We start from the raw sequence: 20,628 nt of genomic DNA, 5'->3' as shown, positions 1-20,628 counted from the left end.
CGGTCCCGAACGGGGTCGGGCCGTCAGCTCGCCCCGTCCTCGACCTCCACCGCCCCGGTCATGATCGCCACCGCGTCGGACATGGAGATCGACCGCGGGTCCACCACGGCCTTGCGGCGGCCGAGCCGCTGGATGTGGACGCGGTCGGCGACCTCGAACACGTGCGGCATGTTGTGGCTGATCAGGATCACCGGCAGGCCGCGGTCGCGCACCTGGAGGATCAGGTCCAGCACCGCCCGCGACTCCCGCACGCCGAGGGCGGCCGTGGGCTCGTCCATGATCACGACGCGGCTGCCGAACGCCGCCGCGCGGGCGACGGCGACGGCCTGGCGCTGACCGCCGGACAGGGTCTCCACGGCCTGACCGGGGTTCTGGATGGTCATGATGCCGAGCGCGTCGAGCTGCCGCTTGGCCTCCTCGCGCATCCCGCCGCGGTCGAGCATCCGGAACACCGAGCCGAGCACACCGGGACGGCGGCGTTCGCGGCCGAGGAACAGGTTCGCGGCGATGTCCAGCGACGGCGCGACCGCGAGGCTCTGGTGCACCGTCTCGATGCCCGCGGCCCGCGCGTCGACGGGGTTGGCGAACGACACGGGCTCGCCGTCGAGCAGGATCGTGCCCTCGTCCGGCACGACCGCGCCGCACAGCGCCTTGATGAGGCTCGACTTCCCGGCGCCGTTGTCGCCGATGACGGCGAGGATCTCGCCCTGCTCCAGGTCCAGGTCGGCGCCCGCCAGCGCGGTGACCCTCCCGTACCGCTTGACCAGTCCCCGTGCCCGCAGGATCGGCGTGGTCATGGCTTCACCTTCCGGATCCACTGGTCGATCGAGACCGCGGCGATGATCAGGACGCCGACCGCGAACGTCTGCCACAGCACGTCCACACCCGCCAGCGCCAGGCCGTTGCGGAACACGCCGACGATCAGCGCGCCGATCAGCGACCCGACGATCGCGCCGCGCCCGCCGAACAGGCTGGTGCCGCCGATGACGACCGCCGTGATGGAGTCGAGGTTCTCGAACTGGCCCGCCTGCGGGCTCGCGGAGGCGATGCGCCCGATGAGGATCCACGCGCCCAGCGCGTAGATCGCGCCCGCCGTGGCGTACACGCTGAGCAGCACGCGCGTGGTGCGGATGCCGGACAGGCGCGAGGCCTCCGGGTCGTCGCCGGTCGCGTAGACGTGCCTGCCCCACGAGGTGTTCGTCAGCACGAACGCCATCGCCGCCACCAGGAGCACCATGATGACCGACCCGTGGGTGATCCGGGTCGTGCCGACGCTGAACGTCTCACCGGTCCACAGCAGCAGCGACGGCATGTCGCCGCCGCGGATCGTCGCGCTCTCGGAGTACCAGAGGTTCAGCGCGAAGAACACGTTGAGCGTGCCGAGGGTGACGATGAACGGCGGCAGCGCGAGCCGCGTGACGAGCAGGCCGTTGACCAGACCGCACACGGTGCCGAGCACGAAGCCCAGCAGCAGCGCGGGAAGGCCGGGCAGCCCGGTCTCGGCGGCGACCTTCGCCATCACGATCGACGTGAGGACCATGATCGCCCCGCAGGACAGGTCGATGCCCGCGGTGAGGATGACGACGGTCTGGCCCACGGCGAGGGTGCCGACGACCGCGACCTGTTGCAGGATCAGGGAGATGTTGGCCGGCTGGAGGAACCGCTCGGACAGCAGGGCGAACACGACGATCGCGATCAGCAGGACGACCGCCGGGCCGATGGTGGCCCTGGCGTGCAGGAGGTGTTGCAGGCGCGACAGCGGCGACCGCGAGGTCCGCTCGTCGCCGGTCGGCGCGGGTGCGGTGGTGGTCATGGCGGTCAGCCCCAGCAGTTCTGCAGGCCCCAGGCGGAGTCCTTCGACTCCACGCCGGGGACGGGGTGGTCGGTGATGAGCGTGACGCCGGTGTCGACGAAGGCCTTGCCCGCCGTGTTCTCCGGTTTCGTCCCGTCCTCCGCGAACCTCGACACCGCCTCGACGCCCATCTGCGCCATCTTCACCGGGTACTGCTGCGAGGTCGCGCCGATGATCCCGTCCTCGACGTCGCCGACACCGGGGCAGCCGCCGTCGACGGACACGATGACGACGTCCTTCTCCTTGCCCGCCGCCTTGAGCGCCTCGTACGCGCCCGCCGCCGCGGGCTCGTTGATCGTGTAGACGAGCGTGATGCCCGCGTCCTTCTGGAGCAGGTTCTCCATCGCGGTGCGCCCGCCCTCGGGGGCGCCGTCGGTGACGTCGTGGCCGACGATCCTCGGGTCGGACTCGTCGCCGATCCGGCCCTTGTCCTTCACGTCGACGCCGAAGCCCTCCAGGAAGCCCTGGTCCCGCTGCACGTCGACGGACACCTGGTTCGGGCTCAGGTCGAGCAGCGCGATCCTCACCGGCTTGCCCGACCGCTCGAACGTCGTCTTCGCCCACCTCCCGATCAGCAGGCCCGCCTGGTAGTTGTCGGTGGCGAACGTGGCGTCGGCGGCGTCGGCGGGCTCCAGCTGCGTGTCCAGCGCGATGACCAGCAGTCCGGCCTGGCGGGCCTTGTCCACCGACGGCACGATGCCCTTGGAGTCGTTCGGCGTGATGAGCAGGCCCTTGGCGCCCGCGCCGATCAGGTTCTCGATCGCGTCCACCTGGGACTGGTTGTCGCCGTCCTGCCTGCCCGCGAACGCCTGGAGCTTCGCGCCCGTCGTGCCCGCGGCCTGCTCGGCGCCGTCCTTCATCTTGACGAAGAACGGGTTGGTGTCGGTCTTGGTGACGAGCCCGACCAGGACCTCGCCGCCGGAGGAACCACCGCCGCACCCCGCTGTCGGCAGCAGCAGCGCGGACAGCGCCACCACCGCCGCGGACGCCCGCCCGTTCTTGGTCATCTTCGCCTCCCGAACGTTGTCGACGGCACCGTCGATGAATCGGTCAACCAGGCGTGTTCGAGCCGATCCCGATGTTTCGCGCATTGACGACTTCGTGACAAGCGCGGCTTTTTAACAGTGCGAATTCGGCTGTTCAGCGGTACGGAACGGTGAATCGGCCCGGCCGAAGTGAATTGCGGGTCATGAGCGGACAAGAACCGCCGCACGTCTTGCCCGAGTTCGCCGCCGACCGGTAGTCACAGGGGGGAACCCCGCCACCGGTCGGACGGAGGTCAGCCCGTGACCGCTGCTCAGCGCATCCGAGGCGTCCTGGTGGCGATCACCGCGGCCGCCACCCTCGCCACCGGGTCGTCCACCGCTCCCGCCCCGGAGGCGGTGCGATCGGAATTCCCCTCTCCGCCGACGTTCCGCGGCGGGTTCACCGCGGACTGGCTGTTCGAGTGCCCCGACCTCGCGGTACCCGGCGGGCCGCTTCGGCCTCAACGCCCACGCGTCCACCGCGCTGTTCCAGGGCGTCCGCCTGTGCTGAGCCTCAGGTCGCCAGCGTCCACCGCAGCCCGCGGACCAGCCCGTGGCCCGCGACCCGGATCGCGGTGGCCTCGGTCAGCGGGAGGTAGGGCAGGCGCAGCGGGAGCCGGGCCCACGGCGGGAGCATGGCGATGGCCGTCGCCGCCAGCACGGCGTAGGGGGGCCGGGCCACGAGGGGGAGCGGGGCCTTGAGGACGAGGAAGCGGGCGGCCTCGCGGGCCTCCGCGGTGCCGCGCAGCTCCGGGCGGTAGGCGGCGATGCGGTCCGCCAGCTCCGCGGTGGTGCGGGGCGGGTCGGGGACGCCGAGGGCCTCGGCGACGCGGGCGGTGTCGGCCACGTAGCCGTCCCGACCCTCCTGGTCCAGCGGCGCGCGGCCGTAGGTCTGGTGCGCCAGCAGGAAGCTGTCCACCTCGGCGATGTGGACCCAGGTGAGCAGGTGGGGGTCGTCGGCCCGGTACTCGCGGCCGTCGGGCGCGGTGCCGCGGACCCGGCGGTGGATGCCGCGGACCCGGTCGACCGCGCGCTGGGCGTCGGGCGCGGCGCCGAAGGTGGTCATGGCCAGGAAGGTGCTGGTGCGCTGGAGCCTGCCCCACGGGTCGCCGCGGTAGTCGGAGTGGCCCGCCACGCCCGCCATGGCGAGCGGGTGCAGCGACTGGAGCAGCAGCGCCCGCAGCCCGCCGACGAACAGGGACGCGTCGGCGTGGACGCGGCGGATCGGCCGGTCCTCGGCGAACCAGCGGGGGCCGGGGGTGTCGTGGACCCTGGAGCGGATCTCACGGGCGTTCGGGCCCGCGACCCTGGCGAACAGGTTCGACGCCACCCTGGTCCGCGCGGTGTTGAGGTCCATGGTTCCCATGGTGCCCCCGCCGGGCCCGGTCCACCTGACGGGTCAGCCGAGGTTCGGCACGACGAACAGCAGCCACACCACCGGCGGCGCCACCGCGACGACCAGACCGCCGTAGACCAGGAGCTGCTTGAAGAACCGGTCGCGGTCCACGTCCTTCGCGTTCGCCAGCACCAGCGCGCCGTTGGTGGAGAACGGGCTCACGTCCACCACCGTCGCGGACACCGCCACCGCCGCGACCATGCCGATCGGGCCGACGGTGCCGAGCGCGAGGAACGGCACGGCGAGCGGGATGAGCGCCCCCATCAGGCCGACGGAGGAGGCGAACGCCGACACGATCGCGCCGATGTAGCAGAGCAGCAGCGCCGCCAGGACCGGGACGCCGACGCCGGTGACCGCGTTGCCGACGAAGTCGATCGTGCCCATCGCCTGGAGCACCGCGACGTAGGTCAGCACGCCGCAGATCAGCAGCACGGTGGGCCAGGTGATCTCGCCGACGGCCTGGCGGCTGCTCTCCGGCCAGACCAGGCTCAGCACGGCGGCGAGCGTCAGCGCGGTGAGGCCCACGTCCAGGTCGAACACCAGCGTACCGACGACCAGGGCCACCAGGCCGACCAGCGTGGCGATCCTCGGCGGGTCGAGCCGGGGGGAGTCGTCCGGCTCCTCCGGGGCGGTGGCCCCCGCGGCGAGGGCGAGCTGCCGGCCGCCCAGGACGAGGAACAGCACCACGGCGATGGCCAGGTTCACCCCGAGGCTCGCCAGGAACAGCACGAGCGGGTCGCCGGGGATGTCGTTGCGCTCGACGAGGCCGTTGACGATCGACCCGTACACGCTGATCGGCGAGAACCCGCCCGCCTGCGCCCCGTGGACGACCATCGCGCCCATCAGCAGCGGGTTGATCCCGTAGCGGGCGGCGAACCCCAGCGCGATCGGCGCGACGATGGCCACGGCCGCCGGGCTGACGGCGCCGATCGACGTCAGCACGCCGGTGATCACGAACATCACCCACGGGATCAGCGCGATCCGGCCCCCGACGGCCCGCACGGCCGCCGACACCAGCCAGTCGGTCGTCCCGTTGGCCCTGGCCAGCGCGAACAGGTACGTGACGCCGACCAGGACGACGAAGATGTCGCCGGGGAACTTCGCGAAGATGCCCTTGGCGTCCAGCCCGCCCGCCAGGGTGCCGACCAGGAACGCGGCGGCGAACGCCAGCGCCCCCATGTTGGTCGACCGGGTGGTCGCCAGCACGAAGACGAGCGCCAGCACGACGATCGAGATGACCTGCGCCGTCATCGGAGTCCCCTCGACAGGCCGAACGCGCCGACTCCTCACCTTCGAGGTGATCAGTGATCCGTGTCAACCCGACCACCCCGGACGTTTCGCCGAGCGTCGAACGGGCTAACCGGACAGAATTCCTCCACACGGCGAAAGGGGCTTCGTGGCAGACGCGGGCCCGGTGGTCTTCGCGGCGGCAGGCGTTGCGACGCTCGCCGCCGCCCTGCTGCCGAGAGTGTTGAGCAAGGCGCCCATCTCGATGCCCATGGTGTTCCTGGGAGCGGGTGCGCTGTCCTTCACGGTCATCGACCCGCTGCCAGACCCGGACCCCGTGGCGCACTCCTCGGTGGTGCTGCACCTGACCGAGATCTGCGTGATCATCTCGCTGATGGGCGCCGGTCTCGCCCTGAACCGACCGCCGGGGCTGCGCCGGTGGGCGACCACGTGGCGGCTGCTGGGCATCACCATGCCCCTGACGATGATCGCCGTGGCGGTCCTCGGGTGGACGGTGCTCGGGTTCGGCGCGGCCGGGGCGGTGCTGCTCGCCGCCGCGCTCGCGCCCACCGACCCGGTCCTCGCGACCGAGGTGCAGGTCGCCGAACCCGTGGAGGACCCCGAGGAAGACAGCGACGACGAGGCGCGGTTCGCGCTGACGTCGGAGGCCGGGCTCAACGACGGCCTGGCGTTCCCGTTCACCTACCTGGCCATCGGCCTCGCCGCGACCCCCGACGACTGGCTGCCGCACTGGCTCGCGGTGGACGTCGTGTGGCGGCTGGCCGCGGGCGTGGCGATCGGGCTCGGCGCGGGGTGGCTGCTGCGCAAGCTGTTCTTCGCCCCGGAGTCGGAGAAGTTCCGGCTGGCCCACCACGCCGAGGGGTTCGTCGCGCTGGCGGCCACGTTCCTCGCCTACGGCGTCGCCGAGCTCGCGCACGGGTACGGCTTCGTCGCCGTGTTCGTCTGCGCCTGCACGATCCGTTCCGCCGAGCGGTCCGACGGCTACCACCGCGTGCTGCACCAGTACGTCGAGCAGATCGAGCGCCTGCTCACCGTGGTGATCATCTTCCTGCTCGGCGGCGCCGTGGCGACCGGTCTGTTCGCGGGCGTGCACTGGCGCGAGATCCTGGTGGCGCTGCTGGTCCTGCTCGTCGTGCGGCCCGCGGCGGGCCTGATCGGACTGGCACGGGGCCGCACGGGGCCGCGGGAACGGGTGGTGGTGTCGTTCTTCGGCGTGCGCGGTGTCGGCTCGGTGTTCTACGTCGCGTACGCCCTGGAGGCCGCGAAGTTCCTGGAGGAGGGCGCGGTGTGGCGGGTGGTCGGCCTGGTCGTGGTCGGCTCGATCGTCGTCCACGGCATCACGGCCACCCCGGTCATGCGCTTCCTGGACCGCAAGCGCGAGGACGTCACGTCACCGTGATCGCGTCCAGCTTCTCCTTCAGGTACTCCGACGCCACGACCTCCGGGTGGCTGCCGTCCAGGGCCGCGATCCGGGCGTCGTGGTCGCACTCGTAGAAGAAGATCAGCGACACCAGGTCCTCGTCCGGCGCGGAGGCGGCGGGCGGCAGGACCCGGTGGCGGGTCGAGCGCCAGCGGTCGCCGGTCCAGCGGGCCATGAGGTCGCCGATGTTGATCGTGAACGCGGCCGGGTCGAACGGCGCGTCCTCCCACTCGCCGTCGGGGGTGAACACCTGGAGCCCGCCGACGCCCACCTGGCGGTCCAGGACCGTGACGGTGCCGAAGTCGGTGTGCGGCCCGATGCGGAACTGGCCGTCCTCCGGCTCGCCGACCACCGCGATCGGCGGGTACCAGTTGATGTTGAACGTGTACGTCGGATGTCCGGTGTGGTCGGTGAAGAAGCCCTCCGGCAGGCCCAGCGCCACGGCGAAGATCGTCAGCAGCTCGTCGGACAGCCCGCGCATCCGCGCCACGTACTCGATCGAGGCCTCGGCGAACCCCGGCACCTCGTCCGGCCACCGGTTGGGCTGGAACCAGAAGCCGTCGACCTCCGGGTCGCCGACGGGGGCGTCCGCGCCGACCGAGTACGACTCCTTGAGGTCCGGGGGCGTCTCGGTGCCCTCGGCGCAGGCGTTCGCCTCCGCGCCGGGCGGCAGCCAGCCGCGCCCGCCGACCGCGACCGCGTACCGCTGCTTGACCGCTCGCGGCAGCGCGAAGAACCGGCGGGACAGCGCACGGGTGCGGGCCCGCAGCTCGTCCGGGACGCCGTGCCCGGTGACCAGCAGGAAACCCGAGTCGCGCAGCGCCGCGTCGATCCGCGCCGCCACGGCGGCGCGGCCGTCCGGCGTGCCCTCGAACCACGGGGTCAGATCCACCAGCGGAACCGTCATGGGGTCCATGAAACCGCATCCGGGACCGGACTTCGCGCCGAGTTCCGCCCGGCCTCACTGAGACGCGCACCCGTCGTTCGGCGGATGACCCGCCTGATATCCGTCCGATACGTTCGGATCACGTGCCCTGGTCCACCCTCCGGTCAGGGCAACCCCTGCCGTACTGGAGGTTGTTGATGCTGCGCACAAAACGCGGCCTGCTCGCGGGTGCGTTCTTCGCGGTGCTGCTCGTCGCCGCGGGAGGTGTGACCGGGGCGCGGTCCGCTCCGGCTCCCGCCGACGGCGGCCCCCAGTTCATCAGGCTGGCCGGTCGCACGTTCGACCCGCTCACCGCGCAGAGCACGGCGGCGAGCGTCGGCAACGGCGCGTACCTGGTGCAGTTCAAGGGAAGCCTGACCGACGCGCAGCGGCGCAAGCTGCGGACGATGGGGGCGAGGATCGGCACGTACGTGCCCGACCTCGCCTACGTCGTGCGGATGAACGACCGCACCCGCGCGCAGGTCGCGAAGCTGCCGTTCGTCCGCGCCACGGCGGACTTCCTGCCGTCGGACAAGGTCGACGTGACGACCGCCGCCGCCGGGCGGTACCTCGTGACGCTGGCCGAGCAGGACGTGCGGGACCAGAAGGCCGTCGCCGACCGGATCACCGCGCTCGGCGGCGCGGTGGAGGACGTCTCGGTGAGCGGCCAGCACCTCACGGCGGTGCTCGGCGCCGACCAGGTCACGGCCGTCGCCGGACTGCCCGAGGTGATCGCGGTCGGCGCGGAGTCCGCTCCCGAGACCGACATGGCCATCGCGCGGGAGACCAGCGGTGCCAACGCGATCCAGACCGCGGGCGGCTACACCGGCCGCGGCGTGCGGGGCGAGGTGATGGACGGCGGCCTGCGCGTCACGCACCAGGAGTTCGCGGCCCAGCCGCCGGTCGCGCACGGGCCGAACTCGACCGACACCAGCCACGGCACGTCGACCTACGGCGAGATCTTCGCCTCCGGCGTCAGCGCGGCGCACCGGGGCATGCTGCCCGACGCGCAGGGCATCTTCGCCACCTACTCGGGCAAGGACCGCTACGCGCACACCAAGGAGCTGGTCGACCCGGCCGGGCCGTACCGCGCGGTGTTCCAGAGCAACAGCTGGGGCGACGCGCTCACGACGTCCTACACGTCGATCTCCGCGCAGATGGACAAGATCGTGTTCGACCACGACCTGCTGATCTGCCAGTCGCAGAGCAACGCGGGCACCCGCAGCTCCCGGCCGCAGGCGTGGGCGAAGAACGTGCTGTCGGTGGGCGGGCAGTACCACTTCAACACCGCCGACCGGGCCGACGACAAGTGGAACGGCGGTGCCAGCATCGGTCCCGCCGCCGACGGCCGGATCAAGCCGGACATCTCCAACTACTACGACCGCATCGACACGACCTCGTCGAGCAGCAACACCTCCTACACCTCGTCGTTCGGCGGCACGAGCGGCGCGACGCCGATCACCTGCGGCAACGCGGGGCTGCTGTTCCAGATGTGGGCCGACGGCGTGTTCTCCGGCGGTCCGGGCAAGGCCGGTGACGTGTTCGCCTCCCGCCCGCACGCGGCCACGGCGAAGGCTCTGCTCGTCAACACCGCCAACCAGTACGCGTTCAGCGGGACCGCGCACGACATGACCCGCACCCACCAGGGCTGGGGTTCGGCGAGCGTCGGCAACCTGCACGAGCGGGCGAGGGCGAACGGCTGGGCGCTGCCGGTGCTGGTCGACGAGACCGACCTGCTGGCCACCGGGGAGAGCAAGCGGTACACCGTCGACTCCGACGGCAGCGCGCCGCTGCGCGCCACGCTCGCCTACACCGACCCGGCGGGCACTCCCGGCGCGGCGCAGGCGACGGTCAACGACCTGACGCTGAAGGTCACCGCGCCCGACGGCACGGTCTACTTCGGCAACAACGGTCTGTCCACGGGGGTCTGGTCCACGCCGGGCGGCGCGGCCAACACCGTCGACAACGTGGAGAACGTCTTCGTGGACGCTGCCGCCGCGGGCACGTGGACGGTGGAGGTGGTCGCGACGCAGGTCAACGCCGACGGCCACGTCGAGACGGCCGCCACGGACGCGGACTACGCGCTCGTCGTGTCGTAGCGGGACGGTCGGGCTCCCCGTCGCGACGCGGTCGCGGCGGGGAGCCCAACCGTGGAACACCACTCCGCCGTGGTCGGCCGGTCCCACGTCCGGGTGAGCCGTGTGGCGGCGTCCGCCGGGCCGGGGCAGGGTGGTCGGTGACTTCGACACAGGAGGAAACCGCCGCATGATCCGCGTCAAGCCCTCGACCGGCGGCCAGGTCAACATCACGTTCGTGCTGTCCGATCCCCCGCCGGGGCACACCAGTGTCGTGGGGTGCTTCAACAACTGGACGCCGGGCAGGCACCGGCTGGTCAGGCGCTCCAACGGCACGTGGTCCACCGCGGTCAGGGTCGAAACCGGAGCGACGCTGTGCTTCCGCTACCTGGCCAGCGACGGCGTGTGGTTCGACGACCGCGACACCGAACTCGCCCGTGACGACCGGGGGCAGCTGATCTCGGTCTAGGGCTCGGTCAGGCCCGGTGGGTCCCGGCGGCGCGCGGTGCGGTTCCGGGGCTCGCCGTGCTCGCGGTGCTCGCCGCGAAGTCCAGCGACACGCCCGCGGCGAGCGCCAGGAACGTCGACCGGTGCAGTTCCCAGCGGTTCTCCAGGCCGCAGGTCGTGAGCACCTTGAGCACCGCGGGGGAGCAGACCAGCGCCTGCGGGTCTCCGGCGACCAGGGCGTCGATCCCGGCCGCGGCGAAGAACGTGATCCCGCTGAGGTCGACCACGACCGAGGTGAACCACAGCCTCGCGTGGGCGATCCGGTCGGCCAGGAGCCCGGCCGACGTCGCGTCCACCTCGCCCCGCGCGGTCACCACACCGGCATTGGCGGGCGGAGCGGGGTGGATGGTGACGGAGAGGCCCCTGAAGGGCGGGATCCGGGACGTCGCCGACGGCCCGGCCGCGAATTCCAAGCTCATGTGCGTGCCAACTCGGGTTTTCGCCGCCGTGTTCCCGAATGAGACGACTTCGTCGAACCTGGACAACGGTCCCAGTTTATCGTTTCGTGATGTGATTGGCAATGCGCTTCTCGGTCACTGAATCGTCAGGTGGTGGGAGTACGACGCATTTCTCCGGCGAATTGGCGGACGGTTCCGCAGGGTGTGCGTAAAACGGATAGCTTGACTATCCGTAATCGGCGATACACTGTGCACCGGGTGAGAACTCGAAAGGGAGGCCCGGATGCGCATGGCCGAACTGAGCGCCGAGTCAGGTGTTCCAGTCGCCACGATCAAGTACTACCTGCGTGAGGGCCTCGTGCCCGCCGGTGAGCTGACCAGCCCCAACCAGGCCCAGTACCAGGCGAAGCACCTCCAGCGCCTCAAGCTGGTGCGCGCGCTGCTGGAGGTGGGCGGCCTGTCGATCGTCGACGTCCGCGACGTCGTGCGCGCCATAGACGACCGGGCTCCGACGCACGAACTGCTCGGCGTCGCCCAGCACGGCCTGTTCGTCCGGAAGAACGAGGTCGACGAGGAGAGCCGCGCGTGGGCGCAGGGGCTCATCGACGAGATCGCGGCCCAGCGCCAGTGGCGGCTCGAACCCGACGACCCGTACGCCAAGTCGTTGGTGAGCCTGCTGTGCACGTTCCGCGACCTCGGCCACGCGCACCTGCTCGGGATCTTCCCGCACTACGCCGAGATCGCCGACGCCGTCGCCCAGGTCGACCTCGAAGCCATCGGCGACCTGCCGACGCCCGAGCAGATGGTGGAGAGCGCCGTCGTCGGCACCATCCTGGGCGACGCCGTCTTCATCGCGCTGCGCCGGATCGCCCAGCAGTTCGCCTCGCGCAAGATGTTCGGCGACGGGGACGCGCCCGCGTGATCACCAGTGCGCCGGCCTGCTCAGCGCGGGCGGCAGTGCCGTGCGCGCGTCGCCCCTCGCGGCGTTCACCTGCGCCTGGGTGAGGAAGATGCTGCCGGTCAGGTCCGCGCCGCGCAGGTCGGCGTCGCGGAAGTCGGCCCCGATCAGGTCGGCCAGGCGGAGGTTCGCGCCCCGCAGGTCGGCGCCGATCAGGTAGGCGCCGCGCAGGTTCGCGCCCCGCAGGTCCGCTCCCGACAGCTTCGCGCCGATCAGGTCCGCGCCGCGGCGGACCTTCCGGTTCTTCGGCTTCGGCGCGCCCGCCCGCACGAGTTCGCTGGCGCGCAGCAGGAGCGCGTTCACGCCCTCGCGGTGGCCCGGCACGTCCAGCGCGCCGAACGCGTCGGGGCTCGTGAGGGTCATCCGCTCGGTCTCGTCGAGCGCCGCCCGCAGGTCGGCGTGCAGCGGCTCGGCCGCGCGCAGCGCCAACGCCTCGGTGAGGTAGAAGAGCAGCTCGTGCAACTGGCGCATCACCGGGAACACCGCGAACATCCGCTTCGCCGTGTCCGTCGAGTCCCGCCAGCTCTCGCCGCCGAACGTGACCCGCGAGGTCTTCTGCCCGGCGCCGAAGCAGTCGAACACGGTGCAGCCGGTGAAGCCCCTCGGCCGCAGGTCGGTGTGGATGGCGCAGCGGTGGTCGGCGAGGAGGTTGCGGCACGGGTCGCCTGCGTCCTTGTCGACGGCGAAGTCCGCCGACTTCGCGAAGGCCAGTGCGACGCAGCAGAGGCCGAAGCAGTTCGAGCAGTCGGCGCGGAGATCGGACGGGGTGGGCTCGGACAACGGGCTCTGGTCTCCTGGGAGGACGTGCCTACGGTGTTCCCAGGGTAGGTGAACGCCGGGGCCGCCCGGCCGACGGCCGGGCGGTGGGCGGGCGTCGTCGGCTCAGAGGGCGGCCTTGAGGAAGGCGATGGCCTGGGCGATGGCGGCCCTGGCGGCGTGGGTCCCGCTCAGCGCGTTCAGCATCACGAAGTCGTGGATGATGCCCTGGTAGCGGACCGCGGTGACCGGCACGCCCGCGGCGCGCAGCTTGGTCGCGTAGGCCTCGCCCTCGTCGCGCAGCACGTCGGCCTCGCCGGTGATGACCAGTGCGGCCGGCAGTCCCGCGAGCTGCTCGGTGGTCGCGCGCAGCGGCGACGCGGTGATCTCGGCGCGCTGCGCCGGGTCGGTCGTGTACTGGTCCCAGAACCACTGCATGGCGTCGCGGCGCAGGAAGTAGCCCTCGGCGAACTCGTGGTAGGACGGGGTGTCGAACGCGGCGTCGGTCACCGGGTAGAACAGCACCTGCCCGGTGAACGCCACGTCGCCGCGCTCCTTGGCGAGCAGCGTGAGCGCGGCGGTCATGTTGCCGCCGACCGAGTCGCCCGCGATGGCGACGCGGGTGCCGTCGAGGTCCTTGCCCGCGCCGTGGGTGCCGATCCACCGGGCGACGGCGTAGTTCTCCTCGATGGCGACCGGGTAGCGGGCCTCGGGGGAGAGGCTGTACTCCGGGAACACGACGGCCGCGTTGGCGCCGACCGCGAGTTCGCGGACCAGGCGGTCGTGGGTGTGGGCGTTGCCGAACACCCAGCCCGCGCCGTGGATGTAGAGGATGACCGGCAGCACGCCCGTGACGCCCTCGGGGCGCACGATCCGCACCTTCACCTCGCCGGACGGTCCGCCCTCGACGACCAGGTCCTCGATGTCGACACCCGGCTTGGCGACCTCGCCGGACTGCACCTCGTCCACCGTCGTGCGGCCCTTTTCGGGGCCGAGGTCGAAGAGGTACGGCGGCTTGGCGGTGGCGTCCGCGAAGTCCTGCGCGGCCTGCTCCAGTACGACGGTCATGGCTGGCTCCCTCACTCGCTGCTCGAAGCTGACGTGGTGAACACTAGTCAGCAACTAACTCGTGCACAACTAAAACGTGCACAATGTGTCTCGGATCTCGCCGAGCTGCGGTCGACCTCCGGGTAGGCCAAGGTGAACCCATGGCTGAGTCGACCCGTGTCGTGATCGTCGGCGGCGGATTCGCCGGATTCCAGGCTGCCCGCTCGCTCTCCCGCGCCCTGCCGAAGGACGCGCCCGTGGAGATCGTGCTGGTGAACCGCACGGACTACTTCCTCTACCTCCCGCTGCTCCCGGAGGTCGCCGCCGCCGTCGTCGACCCCAGGCGCGTCACCGTGTCCCTGCCCGCCGCGCTCCCGCGCGTGCGGCTCGCGCTCGGCGAGGTCACCAGCGTTTCGCTGGAGGACCGCACGGTCGACTACACCGATCCCGAGGGCGGGACCCACGACCTGTCCTACGACCGGTTGATCTTCGCGTCGGGCAGCGCGAACAAGCTGCTGCCCATCCCCGGCGTCGCCGAGCACGCCCACGGCTTCCGCGGCGTGGCCGAGGCGCTCTACCTGCGCGACCACGTCATCCGGCAGGTCGAGCTGGCCGCCGCCACCGACGACCGGGCCGAGCGCGACGCCCGCTGCACGTTCGTCGTCGTCGGCGCCGGCTACACCGGCACCGAGGTCGCCGCGCAGGGGCCGCTGTTCACCAGCGCGATCGTCAAGCGGCACAAGGAACTCCGCGACCAGAAGATGCGCTGGATCCTGCTCGACATCGCGCCGAAGGTGCTCCCCGAACTCGACCCGAGGCTGTCCCGCGCCGCTGACAAGGTGCTGCGCAAGCGCGGCGTCGAGGTCGGCACGGGCACCTCGGTCAAGGAGGCGACCCGCGAGGGCGTCCTGCTCACCAGCGGCGAGTTCGTCGCCACCCGCACGCTCGCCTGGTGCGTCGGCGTCCGCCCCGACCCCGTCGCCGAGGCCACCGGGCTGCGCACCGAGAAGGGGAGGCTCTGCGTCGAGCCGAACCTCAGGGTCCCCGGCCACCCCGAGGTCTTCGCCTGCGGCGACGCCGCCGCGGTCCCCGACCTGACCCGTCCGGGAGAGGTGACGGCGATGACCGCCCAGCACGCCGCCCGCCAGGGCACGCTCGCGGGCAAGAACGTCGCCGCCTCCCTCGGCTACGGCGCGCTGCTGCGCGACTACAAGCACCACGACCTCGGCTTCGTCGTCGACCTCGGCGGCCTCGACGCCGCGGCCAACCCCCTGCGCATCCCGCTGTCCGGTTTCCCGGCGAAGGTCGTCACCCGCGGCTACCACCTGCTCGCCATGCCGGGCAACCGCATCCGCACGGCGGTCGACTGGGCGCTCGACGCGGTGCTCGGCCGCCAGTCCGTCCAACTCGGCCTGGTCCGCTCGGATGCGGTGCCGCTGGAAACCGCGAAGCCCCGCTAGGCGGCCGCGCGTTCTCGGCCGTCCGCCGGGTCGTTCGATTAGCCTGGGCCGCATGGACTACGTGCGTGCGTTGCCGGACCTGGTGGACGACATCGAGGAACTGGTGACGTGCGAGTCGCCGTCCGCGGACCTCGCCGCGGTCGCCGCGTCGGCCGACGTCGTCGCGCGGGTCGGGGAGAAGCGGCTCGGGGTGGCGCCGGAGCGGATCGTGGTCGACGGCGTGAGCCACCTGCGGTGGAAGTTCGGCGAGGGCCCGACGAAGGTGCTGCTGCTGTGCCACCACGACACGGTGTGGCCGTTCGGGACGCTGCTGACGCACCCGTTCTCGGTCCAGGACGGCGTGCTGCGCGGGCCGGGGTGCTTCGACATGAAGGCCGGTCTCGCGATGTCGGTGCACGCCGTCGCCGGGCTGGCGGACCGGGCCGGGGTGACGCTGCTGGTGACCGGCGACGAGGAGGTCGGCTCGCCGAGCTCGCGGGCGCTGATCGAGGCCGAGGCGGCGGGGTGCGTCGCCGCGCTGGTGATGGAGGCGTCGGCCGACGGGGGAGCGCTCAAGACCGAGCGCAAGGGTGTGTCGATGTACCGGGTGCGCGTGCACGGGCTGGCCGCGCACGCCGGGCTGGAGCCGGAGCGCGGGGTCAACGCCACCGTCGAACTCGCCCACCAGGTGCTCGCCGTGACCGGGCTGGCCGATCCGGAGCTGGGGACGACGGTCACGCCGACCGTGATGGCGGCCGGGACCACGGGGAACACGGTGCCCGCGGTGGGGGAGTTCGCGGTGGACGTGCGCGCTCGGTTCGCCCACGAGCAGGTGCGGGTGGACGCGGCGATGCACGCCCTGCGGCCGGTGCTGGCGGGGGCGCGGTTGGAGGTGCTGGGTCGGCCCAACCGGCCGCCGATGACGGCGGAGTCGTCGGACGGGCTGTTCGAGCGGGCCTCGGCGGTCGCCGTGCGGATCGGGCAGCCGCCGTTGGGCCGGGTCGCGGTGGGAGGTGGGTCGGACGGCAACTTCACCGCGGGGATCGGTGTTCCCACGTTGGACGGGCTCGGGGCGGTTGGTGGTGGCGCCCACGCCGATCACGAGCACGTGGTGGTGGCGGAGCTGCCCGCGCGGACGGCGCTGCTGGCCGAACTGGTGGCGGACCTGCTGCGGTCCTAGCGGGTCCTAACCCGTCCTGTCTATCGCTCGGGCCAGTTCCGTCAGGGCGTCCACCACGGTGGTGCGGCGCTCCGGTGGGATCTGGTCGAGCGCGTGGCGTTGCAGGGTGCGCATGCGGTTGTCGGCTGCCTGCCAGGCGGATTCACCGCGTGGGGTGAGGGTGACCAGTACCGTGCGGTCGTCGCCGCTGATCCGCTTGCGGGCCACGAAGCCCCGGTCCTCCAGCTGCTTGAGCGCTCGGGTCGCGGTGGGCTGGGCCACGCCCGCTCGGGTGGCCAGTTTGCCCACGGCCATGGCGCCCTGCTCGGTGAGCGGGGTGAGGAGCACCAGCTGGGAGTCCGACAGCTGGTCGGGGCCTGTCGCTGTGGCCGCGAGGCTGCTGCGGTTGCGGTGCATCAGCGCGTAGAGCCGGTTGCACGCCTTGGTGAAGTCGTCGACTTCCTCGTCGGTGAGATCGGCTGTGTCGGGCATGGGTCCAGTAAAGCACAGGGCGTGCAATCGTATTGCTTGCTATGTGTGGCGGGTGTCCGTTGTGGTGGGACGGTCGGTGTGGCTTGGTACCCCTGGGTTCGACCTCGTGGTCGGGGCTGTCGGGCAGGGTGTGCCACCCTGCCCGACCTGCCGGGGCGAGGGACGGGTCCCCTGGTGGAATCGACCTCGGTCGCGTGCTGTGCGGGCCCTTGCGCCCTACTGCTCGGCCAGAAGGGCCGTGGCCGTGTAGAGGTCTTGCAGGGCTATGCCCGAGCTGTCGAAGATGGTGATGGAGTCCTCGTCCCGCCTGCCGGGAGCGGTGCCGGTCAGGACGTTGCCCAGGGCGGTGATGCGGTGCTGGGTGGTGGTGTGCTGGAACTCGCCGATCGTTCGTGACTGCGGTGGTAGGTCGCAGAAGAGGGCCGCGTCGTCCAGCAGGGCTGGTGGTAGTTCCTGTTTTCCCTTGGCGTCCGAACCCATGGAGGCCACGTGGGTTCCCCGCGTCACCCACTCGGCGTCGAAGAGCGGGGTTCGTGCTGTCGTCGCGGTGACGATGATGTCCGCGGCTCCCACCGCCTGTTCCGGTTCTGTCAGGGTCGCTGGTAGGCCTGCCTCGTGGAGCCTGTCCACCAGGGTGCGGCCGTGCTCCGGTGTTCTCGCCACCACGTGGATCGTGGTGAGGGTGCGGATCCTGGCCAGTGCCGTGCACTCGTAGTAGGCCTGGTGGCCGGTGCCGAAGATGGTGAGGGTGGTGGCGTCCGGGTTCGCCAGGGTGTCCGCCGCCACCGCGTCCGCCGCTGCCGTGCGGTAGGCGTTGACCGTGGCCGCTTCCACCACCGCGGCGATCTTCCCGGTTTCCTGGTCCAGCAGGAGGATGGTGGAGTTGTGCCTCGGGGTGGTGGTGTTGTTCGGCCAGTAGCTGCCGATCTTGACGCCCGCGACGTCCGTCGCCGCCGCTGACTTCACGGTAAACCTGTTGTGCGGCTGGGAGGCGTGCGCCGGTAGGGCGGGGAAGGTGGTGCTGGTGTCGGCCACCGCGGCGATGAGTGCCGTGCGGACGGCGTTGTAGGCCAGTTCCTCGGTGATCAGGGCTGCTGAGTCCTCTTCGGACAGGAAGCGCACGGGGTTACCAGCCGTTCAGTCGTGGCCACGTGGTGGTGGTCGTGGTCAGGTGGTAGTGGGTGTGTTGTGCCGCTGTCGCGCAGGCGTGGTTGGGGAGGATGCGGAGCTTGGTGCCCACCGGGAGGTCGGGGAGGGGAGAGCCCGTTCTGGTGGAGAGGACGCCGTGCTCCTGGCTGGCGGCCGTCATGAGCAGGTCCGGGATGGGGGTGCCGTCGACGTCGCAGACCAGGCCGTAGCCCTGGTCGGTTGGTTGGGCGGCGGTGCCCCTGTCGCGTGAGGTGGCCATCCAGCCCGCGTCGGTGAGGATCCAGCCCTTGTCCTCGCGGTGGCCGATGACCGTGGTGACCACGGAGAGGGCCAGGTCGTCCAGGGTGCAGACGCCGATGCCCGCCATGACGAGGTCGAAGAAGACGTAGTTGCCCGCCCTCACCTCGGTGACACCGGTGAGGTCGCGGGTGGCGTGGGCCGTGGGGGTGGAGCCGATGCTGACCACCGGGCACGGGAAGCCCTTCGCCCTCAGGGTTTCGGCTGCCGCGACGGCGGTGGCTCGTTCGTGTTCGGCCGCCGCCACCAGTGCTTCCACGGTGTAGCAGTAGTAGGACTCGCCCGCGTGCGTGAGGACGCCGCGCAGCGTGTCGCCCAGGACGGCCGCGATGGCGGGCAGCGCCGGGTCGTCCGGGGTGACGCCGCCGCGGTGGCCGTCGCAGTCGACCTCGATCAGGGCCGGGACGTTCGCTTCGCTGGTGCGGTGCGCCTGGTCGACGCTGTCCAGCAGCACGACCAGGTCCACGCCCCTGGCGCGCAGTGCGCGCACGCGGTCCAGCTTGTCCGGGGCGATGCCGACGGCGTAGACGATGTCGGTGAAGCCGTGGGCCGCGAACTCCTCGGCCTCGTGGAGGGTGGACACGGTGATGGGGCCGGTTCCGCCGTGGAACAGGAGCCTCGCCACGTCGACGGACTTCGCCGTCTTGACGTGGGGGCGCAGGGTCGAGCCCAGTGCGGTGATGTGGTTGTCGAGGCGGGCGATGTTGGCCTCGACCTTGGTCGGGTCGACGAGCAGGTGCGGGGTGGTCATGGTCATCTCACGTAGTTGTAGACGGTGGCGCGGGAGACGCCGAGGATGTCGGTGAGCACCGGGACCGAGTGCTTCACGTCGAGGTAGCCGTTCTCCTTGAGGGAGCGCAGCAGTTCCTTCCGGTCCTTCGCGGTGAGGCTGCGGGGGGTCTGGCCCCTGGTGGCGGCGAACTCCTCCACCAGGGTGCGGAGTTCGTCGACGGTGCGGGCGCGCAGGTTCTCCGTCAGCGGCTGCTGCTGCTCGTCGGTGCTGACGAGGTTGTGCAGGCTGCGGGCGACGGTGGCGAAGAGGGACACGTCGAGGTTGAGGCAGAGGGCGGCGACGTAGACGCCCTCGCTGTTCTTGATGCCGATGGACGTGCTCTTCGCCGGTCTGCCGTCGGGGAAGGTGTTGGGGTAGTTCTGGATGACGTTCGGGTAGTCCGGGTCCTGGATGCGGGCCACGCCGATCTCCGTCGCGGGATCGCCGACCCGGCGGCCGGAGAGGTTGTTCTCGATGACGCGGACCGTGTGCTCAGGGTCGCGGAGGTCGTGCAGGACCACCTCGCACAGACCGGGGAACATCCGGCCGATCGCGGTGGCGATCGTCTCCGCCTCGCGCAGCAGCAGTTCGTCCTCGGTCACGCGAACACCCCCGCAATCGTGGTCGGGGCCTTGAGACCCGAGCCGGTGAGGACGACGACGGTGGTCTCACCGGGCGCGAGGGCGCCCCTGGACCGGAAGACCTCGATGGCCGCCGCCGCCGTGGCGCTGGTGGGTTCGGCGTAGAGGCCGAGGGCCGCGAGGTCGCGGACCGCTCCGGCGATGTCCTCCTCCGCGATGGTGGCGACGTCGCCGTTCGAGCGGCGAACGGCGTCCAGCACCTCGGGCAGGCGGACGGGTTCGCGGATCGCGGTGCCCTCGGCGATCGTCGGCGCGAAGACCAGGTCGGCCGCGGTGCCGTGGAAGTGGGCGTCGATCGGGGCGCAGTTGCGCGGCTGGGCGACCAGGAGCCTGGGCAGGCGGGGGATGCGGCCCGCCGCCAGCAGTTCGGTGAAGCCGAGGTCGCAGCCGAGGACCGTGCTGCCCGCGCCCGCCACGGTGATGATGTTGTCCGGTGCGGTGAAGCCGAGGTCCTCCCACAGCTCGTAGGCGAGGGTCTTGGTGCCCTGGAGGAAGAACGGGTGCCAGTTGTGGCTCGCGTAGCACGTGTCCGCCGAGTCGCGGAGCGCCTGCGCGGCGGTGGCCTCCCGGTCTCCCGGCACGAGGGTGACCTCGGCGCCGTAGGCGCGGCTCTGGAGGACCTTGGCGGGGGACGTGCCCTCGGGGGCGAGGATCCTGGCCCTGATGCCCGCGGCGGCGCAGTAGGCGGCGACCGACGAGCCGCCGTTGCCGGAGCTGTCCTCGATGACGCTGTCCACGCCGGCCTGCGCGAGCAGGGAGATCATCACGCTGGTGCCGCGGTCCTTGAAGCTGCCGGTGGGGCTGAACCACTCCAGCTTGAAGTGGACCGGCGTGGTGCCCCACGTGCGCTCCAGCAGCGGCGTGCAGCCCTCCCCGAGCGAGATCGGCCGTTCGATGCCACCGGGGAGGGCGGCGCGGTAGCGCCAGAGCGAGCGGGTGCGCGTGTCGACGTCGTCCGGGCCGATGCCGGGCGACGGGGTCACCGTCAGCGGTGCCCCGTCGTCCCCGCGCCAGCGCCGGGCGTCGATCGGGTAGGTCCGGCCGGATCGCGCGTCGAGGTACATGGGCACCC

General features: G+C 71.6%; 20 protein-coding genes. 6 read left to right on the top strand and 14 right to left on the bottom strand.

The annotated features are described in order from the left end of the window. Positions 1-23: 23 nt before the first annotated feature. The 5 genes from AC156L_RS01105 to AC156L_RS01085 all read right to left on the bottom strand — a co-directional run bounded on the left by AC156L_RS01105 (position 24) and on the right by AC156L_RS01085 (position 5,524). Positions 24-797 (bottom strand): ATP-binding cassette domain-containing protein, encoded by a 774-nt coding sequence (locus tag AC156L_RS01105; RefSeq protein ID WP_330881438.1) that lies wholly within the window; start codon positions 795-797, stop codon positions 24-26. Beyond that, positions 794-1,813: an ABC transporter permease gene (locus AC156L_RS01100; protein WP_330881436.1), complete on the bottom strand. Its 1,020-nt coding sequence runs from the start codon at positions 1,811-1,813 to the stop codon at positions 794-796. Before AC156L_RS01100 ends, AC156L_RS01105 begins: the two co-directional genes overlap by 4 nt. Positions 1,814-1,818: 5 nt before the next feature. Beyond that, positions 1,819-2,859, bottom strand: coding sequence for a substrate-binding domain-containing protein (locus AC156L_RS01095; protein ID WP_330881434.1), 1,041 nt, complete (start codon positions 2,857-2,859; stop codon positions 1,819-1,821). Positions 2,860-3,391: 532 nt separating this feature from the next. Further along, the gene (locus AC156L_RS01090) at positions 3,392-4,234 is read right to left on the bottom strand and encodes an oxygenase MpaB family protein (protein ID WP_330881432.1); all 843 of its coding nucleotides are present in this window, start codon (positions 4,232-4,234) and stop codon (positions 3,392-3,394) included. A 42-nt stretch (positions 4,235-4,276) separates the two neighbouring features. Beyond that, positions 4,277-5,524: an SLC13 family permease gene (locus AC156L_RS01085; protein ID WP_330881430.1), complete on the bottom strand. Its 1,248-nt coding sequence runs from the start codon at positions 5,522-5,524 to the stop codon at positions 4,277-4,279. A 145-nt stretch (positions 5,525-5,669) separates the two neighbouring features. Between AC156L_RS01085 and AC156L_RS01080 the strand changes: the two genes are divergently transcribed. After that, a complete protein-coding gene (locus AC156L_RS01080; RefSeq protein WP_330881428.1) occupies positions 5,670-6,920 on the top strand; it encodes a cation:proton antiporter in 1,251 nt (416 codons plus the stop codon). Here the strand turns inward: AC156L_RS01080 and AC156L_RS01075 are convergent. Beyond that, complete coding sequence (locus tag AC156L_RS01075) at positions 6,907-7,848, bottom strand: isopenicillin N synthase family dioxygenase (protein ID WP_330881426.1); 942 nt, start codon at positions 7,846-7,848, stop codon at positions 6,907-6,909. The genes AC156L_RS01080 and AC156L_RS01075 overlap by 14 nt on opposite strands. A gap of 176 nt (positions 7,849-8,024) precedes the next feature. On the opposite strand from AC156L_RS01075, the gene AC156L_RS01070 reads away from it, so the two are divergent. Further along, a complete protein-coding gene (locus AC156L_RS01070; protein ID WP_330881424.1) occupies positions 8,025-9,965 on the top strand; it encodes a S8 family serine peptidase in 1,941 nt (646 codons plus the stop codon). A gap of 166 nt (positions 9,966-10,131) precedes the next feature. After that, positions 10,132-10,410, top strand: coding sequence for an early set domain-containing protein (locus tag AC156L_RS01065; RefSeq protein WP_330881422.1), 279 nt, complete (start codon positions 10,132-10,134; stop codon positions 10,408-10,410). 7 nt (positions 10,411-10,417) lie between these two features. Here the strand turns inward: AC156L_RS01065 and AC156L_RS01060 are convergent, their stop codons facing one another. Next, positions 10,418-10,867 carry an STAS domain-containing protein gene (locus tag AC156L_RS01060; protein ID WP_330881420.1) on the bottom strand — a complete coding sequence of 150 codons (450 nt, stop codon included), beginning with the start codon at positions 10,865-10,867 and terminating at the stop codon, positions 10,418-10,420. 262 nt (positions 10,868-11,129) lie between these two features. On the opposite strand from AC156L_RS01060, the gene AC156L_RS01055 reads away from it, so the two are divergent. Next, positions 11,130-11,768 (top strand): MerR family transcriptional regulator, encoded by a 639-nt coding sequence (locus AC156L_RS01055; RefSeq protein WP_330881417.1) that lies wholly within the window; start codon positions 11,130-11,132, stop codon positions 11,766-11,768. Here AC156L_RS01055 and AC156L_RS01050 read toward each other — a convergent pair whose 3' ends face one another. After that, on the bottom strand, positions 11,769-12,584 hold the full coding sequence (locus AC156L_RS01050) for a pentapeptide repeat-containing protein (protein WP_330881415.1): 816 nt from the start codon (positions 12,582-12,584) through the stop codon (positions 11,769-11,771). It abuts the gene before it with no gap. Between the two features lie 102 nt (positions 12,585-12,686). Next, positions 12,687-13,628, bottom strand: coding sequence for an alpha/beta hydrolase (locus AC156L_RS01045; protein ID WP_330881413.1), 942 nt, complete (start codon positions 13,626-13,628; stop codon positions 12,687-12,689). A gap of 140 nt (positions 13,629-13,768) precedes the next feature. On the opposite strand from AC156L_RS01045, the gene AC156L_RS01040 reads away from it, so the two are divergent. Both AC156L_RS01040 and AC156L_RS01035 read left to right on the top strand, forming a co-directional pair. Then, on the top strand, positions 13,769-15,067 hold the full coding sequence (locus AC156L_RS01040) for an NAD(P)/FAD-dependent oxidoreductase (protein WP_330881411.1): 1,299 nt from the start codon (positions 13,769-13,771) through the stop codon (positions 15,065-15,067). A 52-nt stretch (positions 15,068-15,119) separates the two neighbouring features. Beyond that, positions 15,120-16,226 carry a M20 family metallopeptidase gene (locus tag AC156L_RS01035; protein WP_330881409.1) on the top strand — a complete coding sequence of 369 codons (1,107 nt, stop codon included), beginning with the start codon at positions 15,120-15,122 and terminating at the stop codon, positions 16,224-16,226. A gap of 6 nt (positions 16,227-16,232) precedes the next feature. Here the strand turns inward: AC156L_RS01035 and AC156L_RS01030 are convergent, their stop codons facing one another. The 5 genes from AC156L_RS01030 to AC156L_RS01010 form a co-directional block, all read right to left on the bottom strand. Further along, positions 16,233-16,697: a MarR family winged helix-turn-helix transcriptional regulator gene (locus AC156L_RS01030; protein WP_330881407.1), complete on the bottom strand. Its 465-nt coding sequence runs from the start codon at positions 16,695-16,697 to the stop codon at positions 16,233-16,235. Positions 16,698-16,913: 216 nt separating this feature from the next. Then, positions 16,914-17,819 carry an ornithine cyclodeaminase family protein gene (locus tag AC156L_RS01025; RefSeq protein WP_330881405.1) on the bottom strand — a complete coding sequence of 302 codons (906 nt, stop codon included), beginning with the start codon at positions 17,817-17,819 and terminating at the stop codon, positions 16,914-16,916. Positions 17,820-17,823: 4 nt separating this feature from the next. Continuing rightward, complete coding sequence (locus AC156L_RS01020; protein ID WP_330881403.1) at positions 17,824-18,900, bottom strand: alanine racemase; 1,077 nt, start codon at positions 18,898-18,900, stop codon at positions 17,824-17,826. Continuing rightward, the gene (locus AC156L_RS01015; RefSeq protein WP_330881401.1) at positions 18,897-19,517 is read right to left on the bottom strand and encodes a helix-turn-helix transcriptional regulator; all 621 of its coding nucleotides are present in this window, start codon (positions 19,515-19,517) and stop codon (positions 18,897-18,899) included. The genes AC156L_RS01020 and AC156L_RS01015 overlap by 4 nt, the downstream gene beginning before the upstream one ends. Continuing rightward, entirely contained in the window at positions 19,514-20,620 is a 1,107-nt protein-coding gene (locus tag AC156L_RS01010) for a threonine synthase (protein ID WP_330881399.1), read from the bottom strand. Before AC156L_RS01010 ends, AC156L_RS01015 begins: the two co-directional genes overlap by 4 nt. Between the last annotated feature and the right edge of the window lie 8 nt (positions 20,621-20,628).

It is taken from the genome of Umezawaea sp. (assembly GCF_057122925.1).
This window is presented reverse-complemented; position numbering and strand designations above follow the sequence as displayed.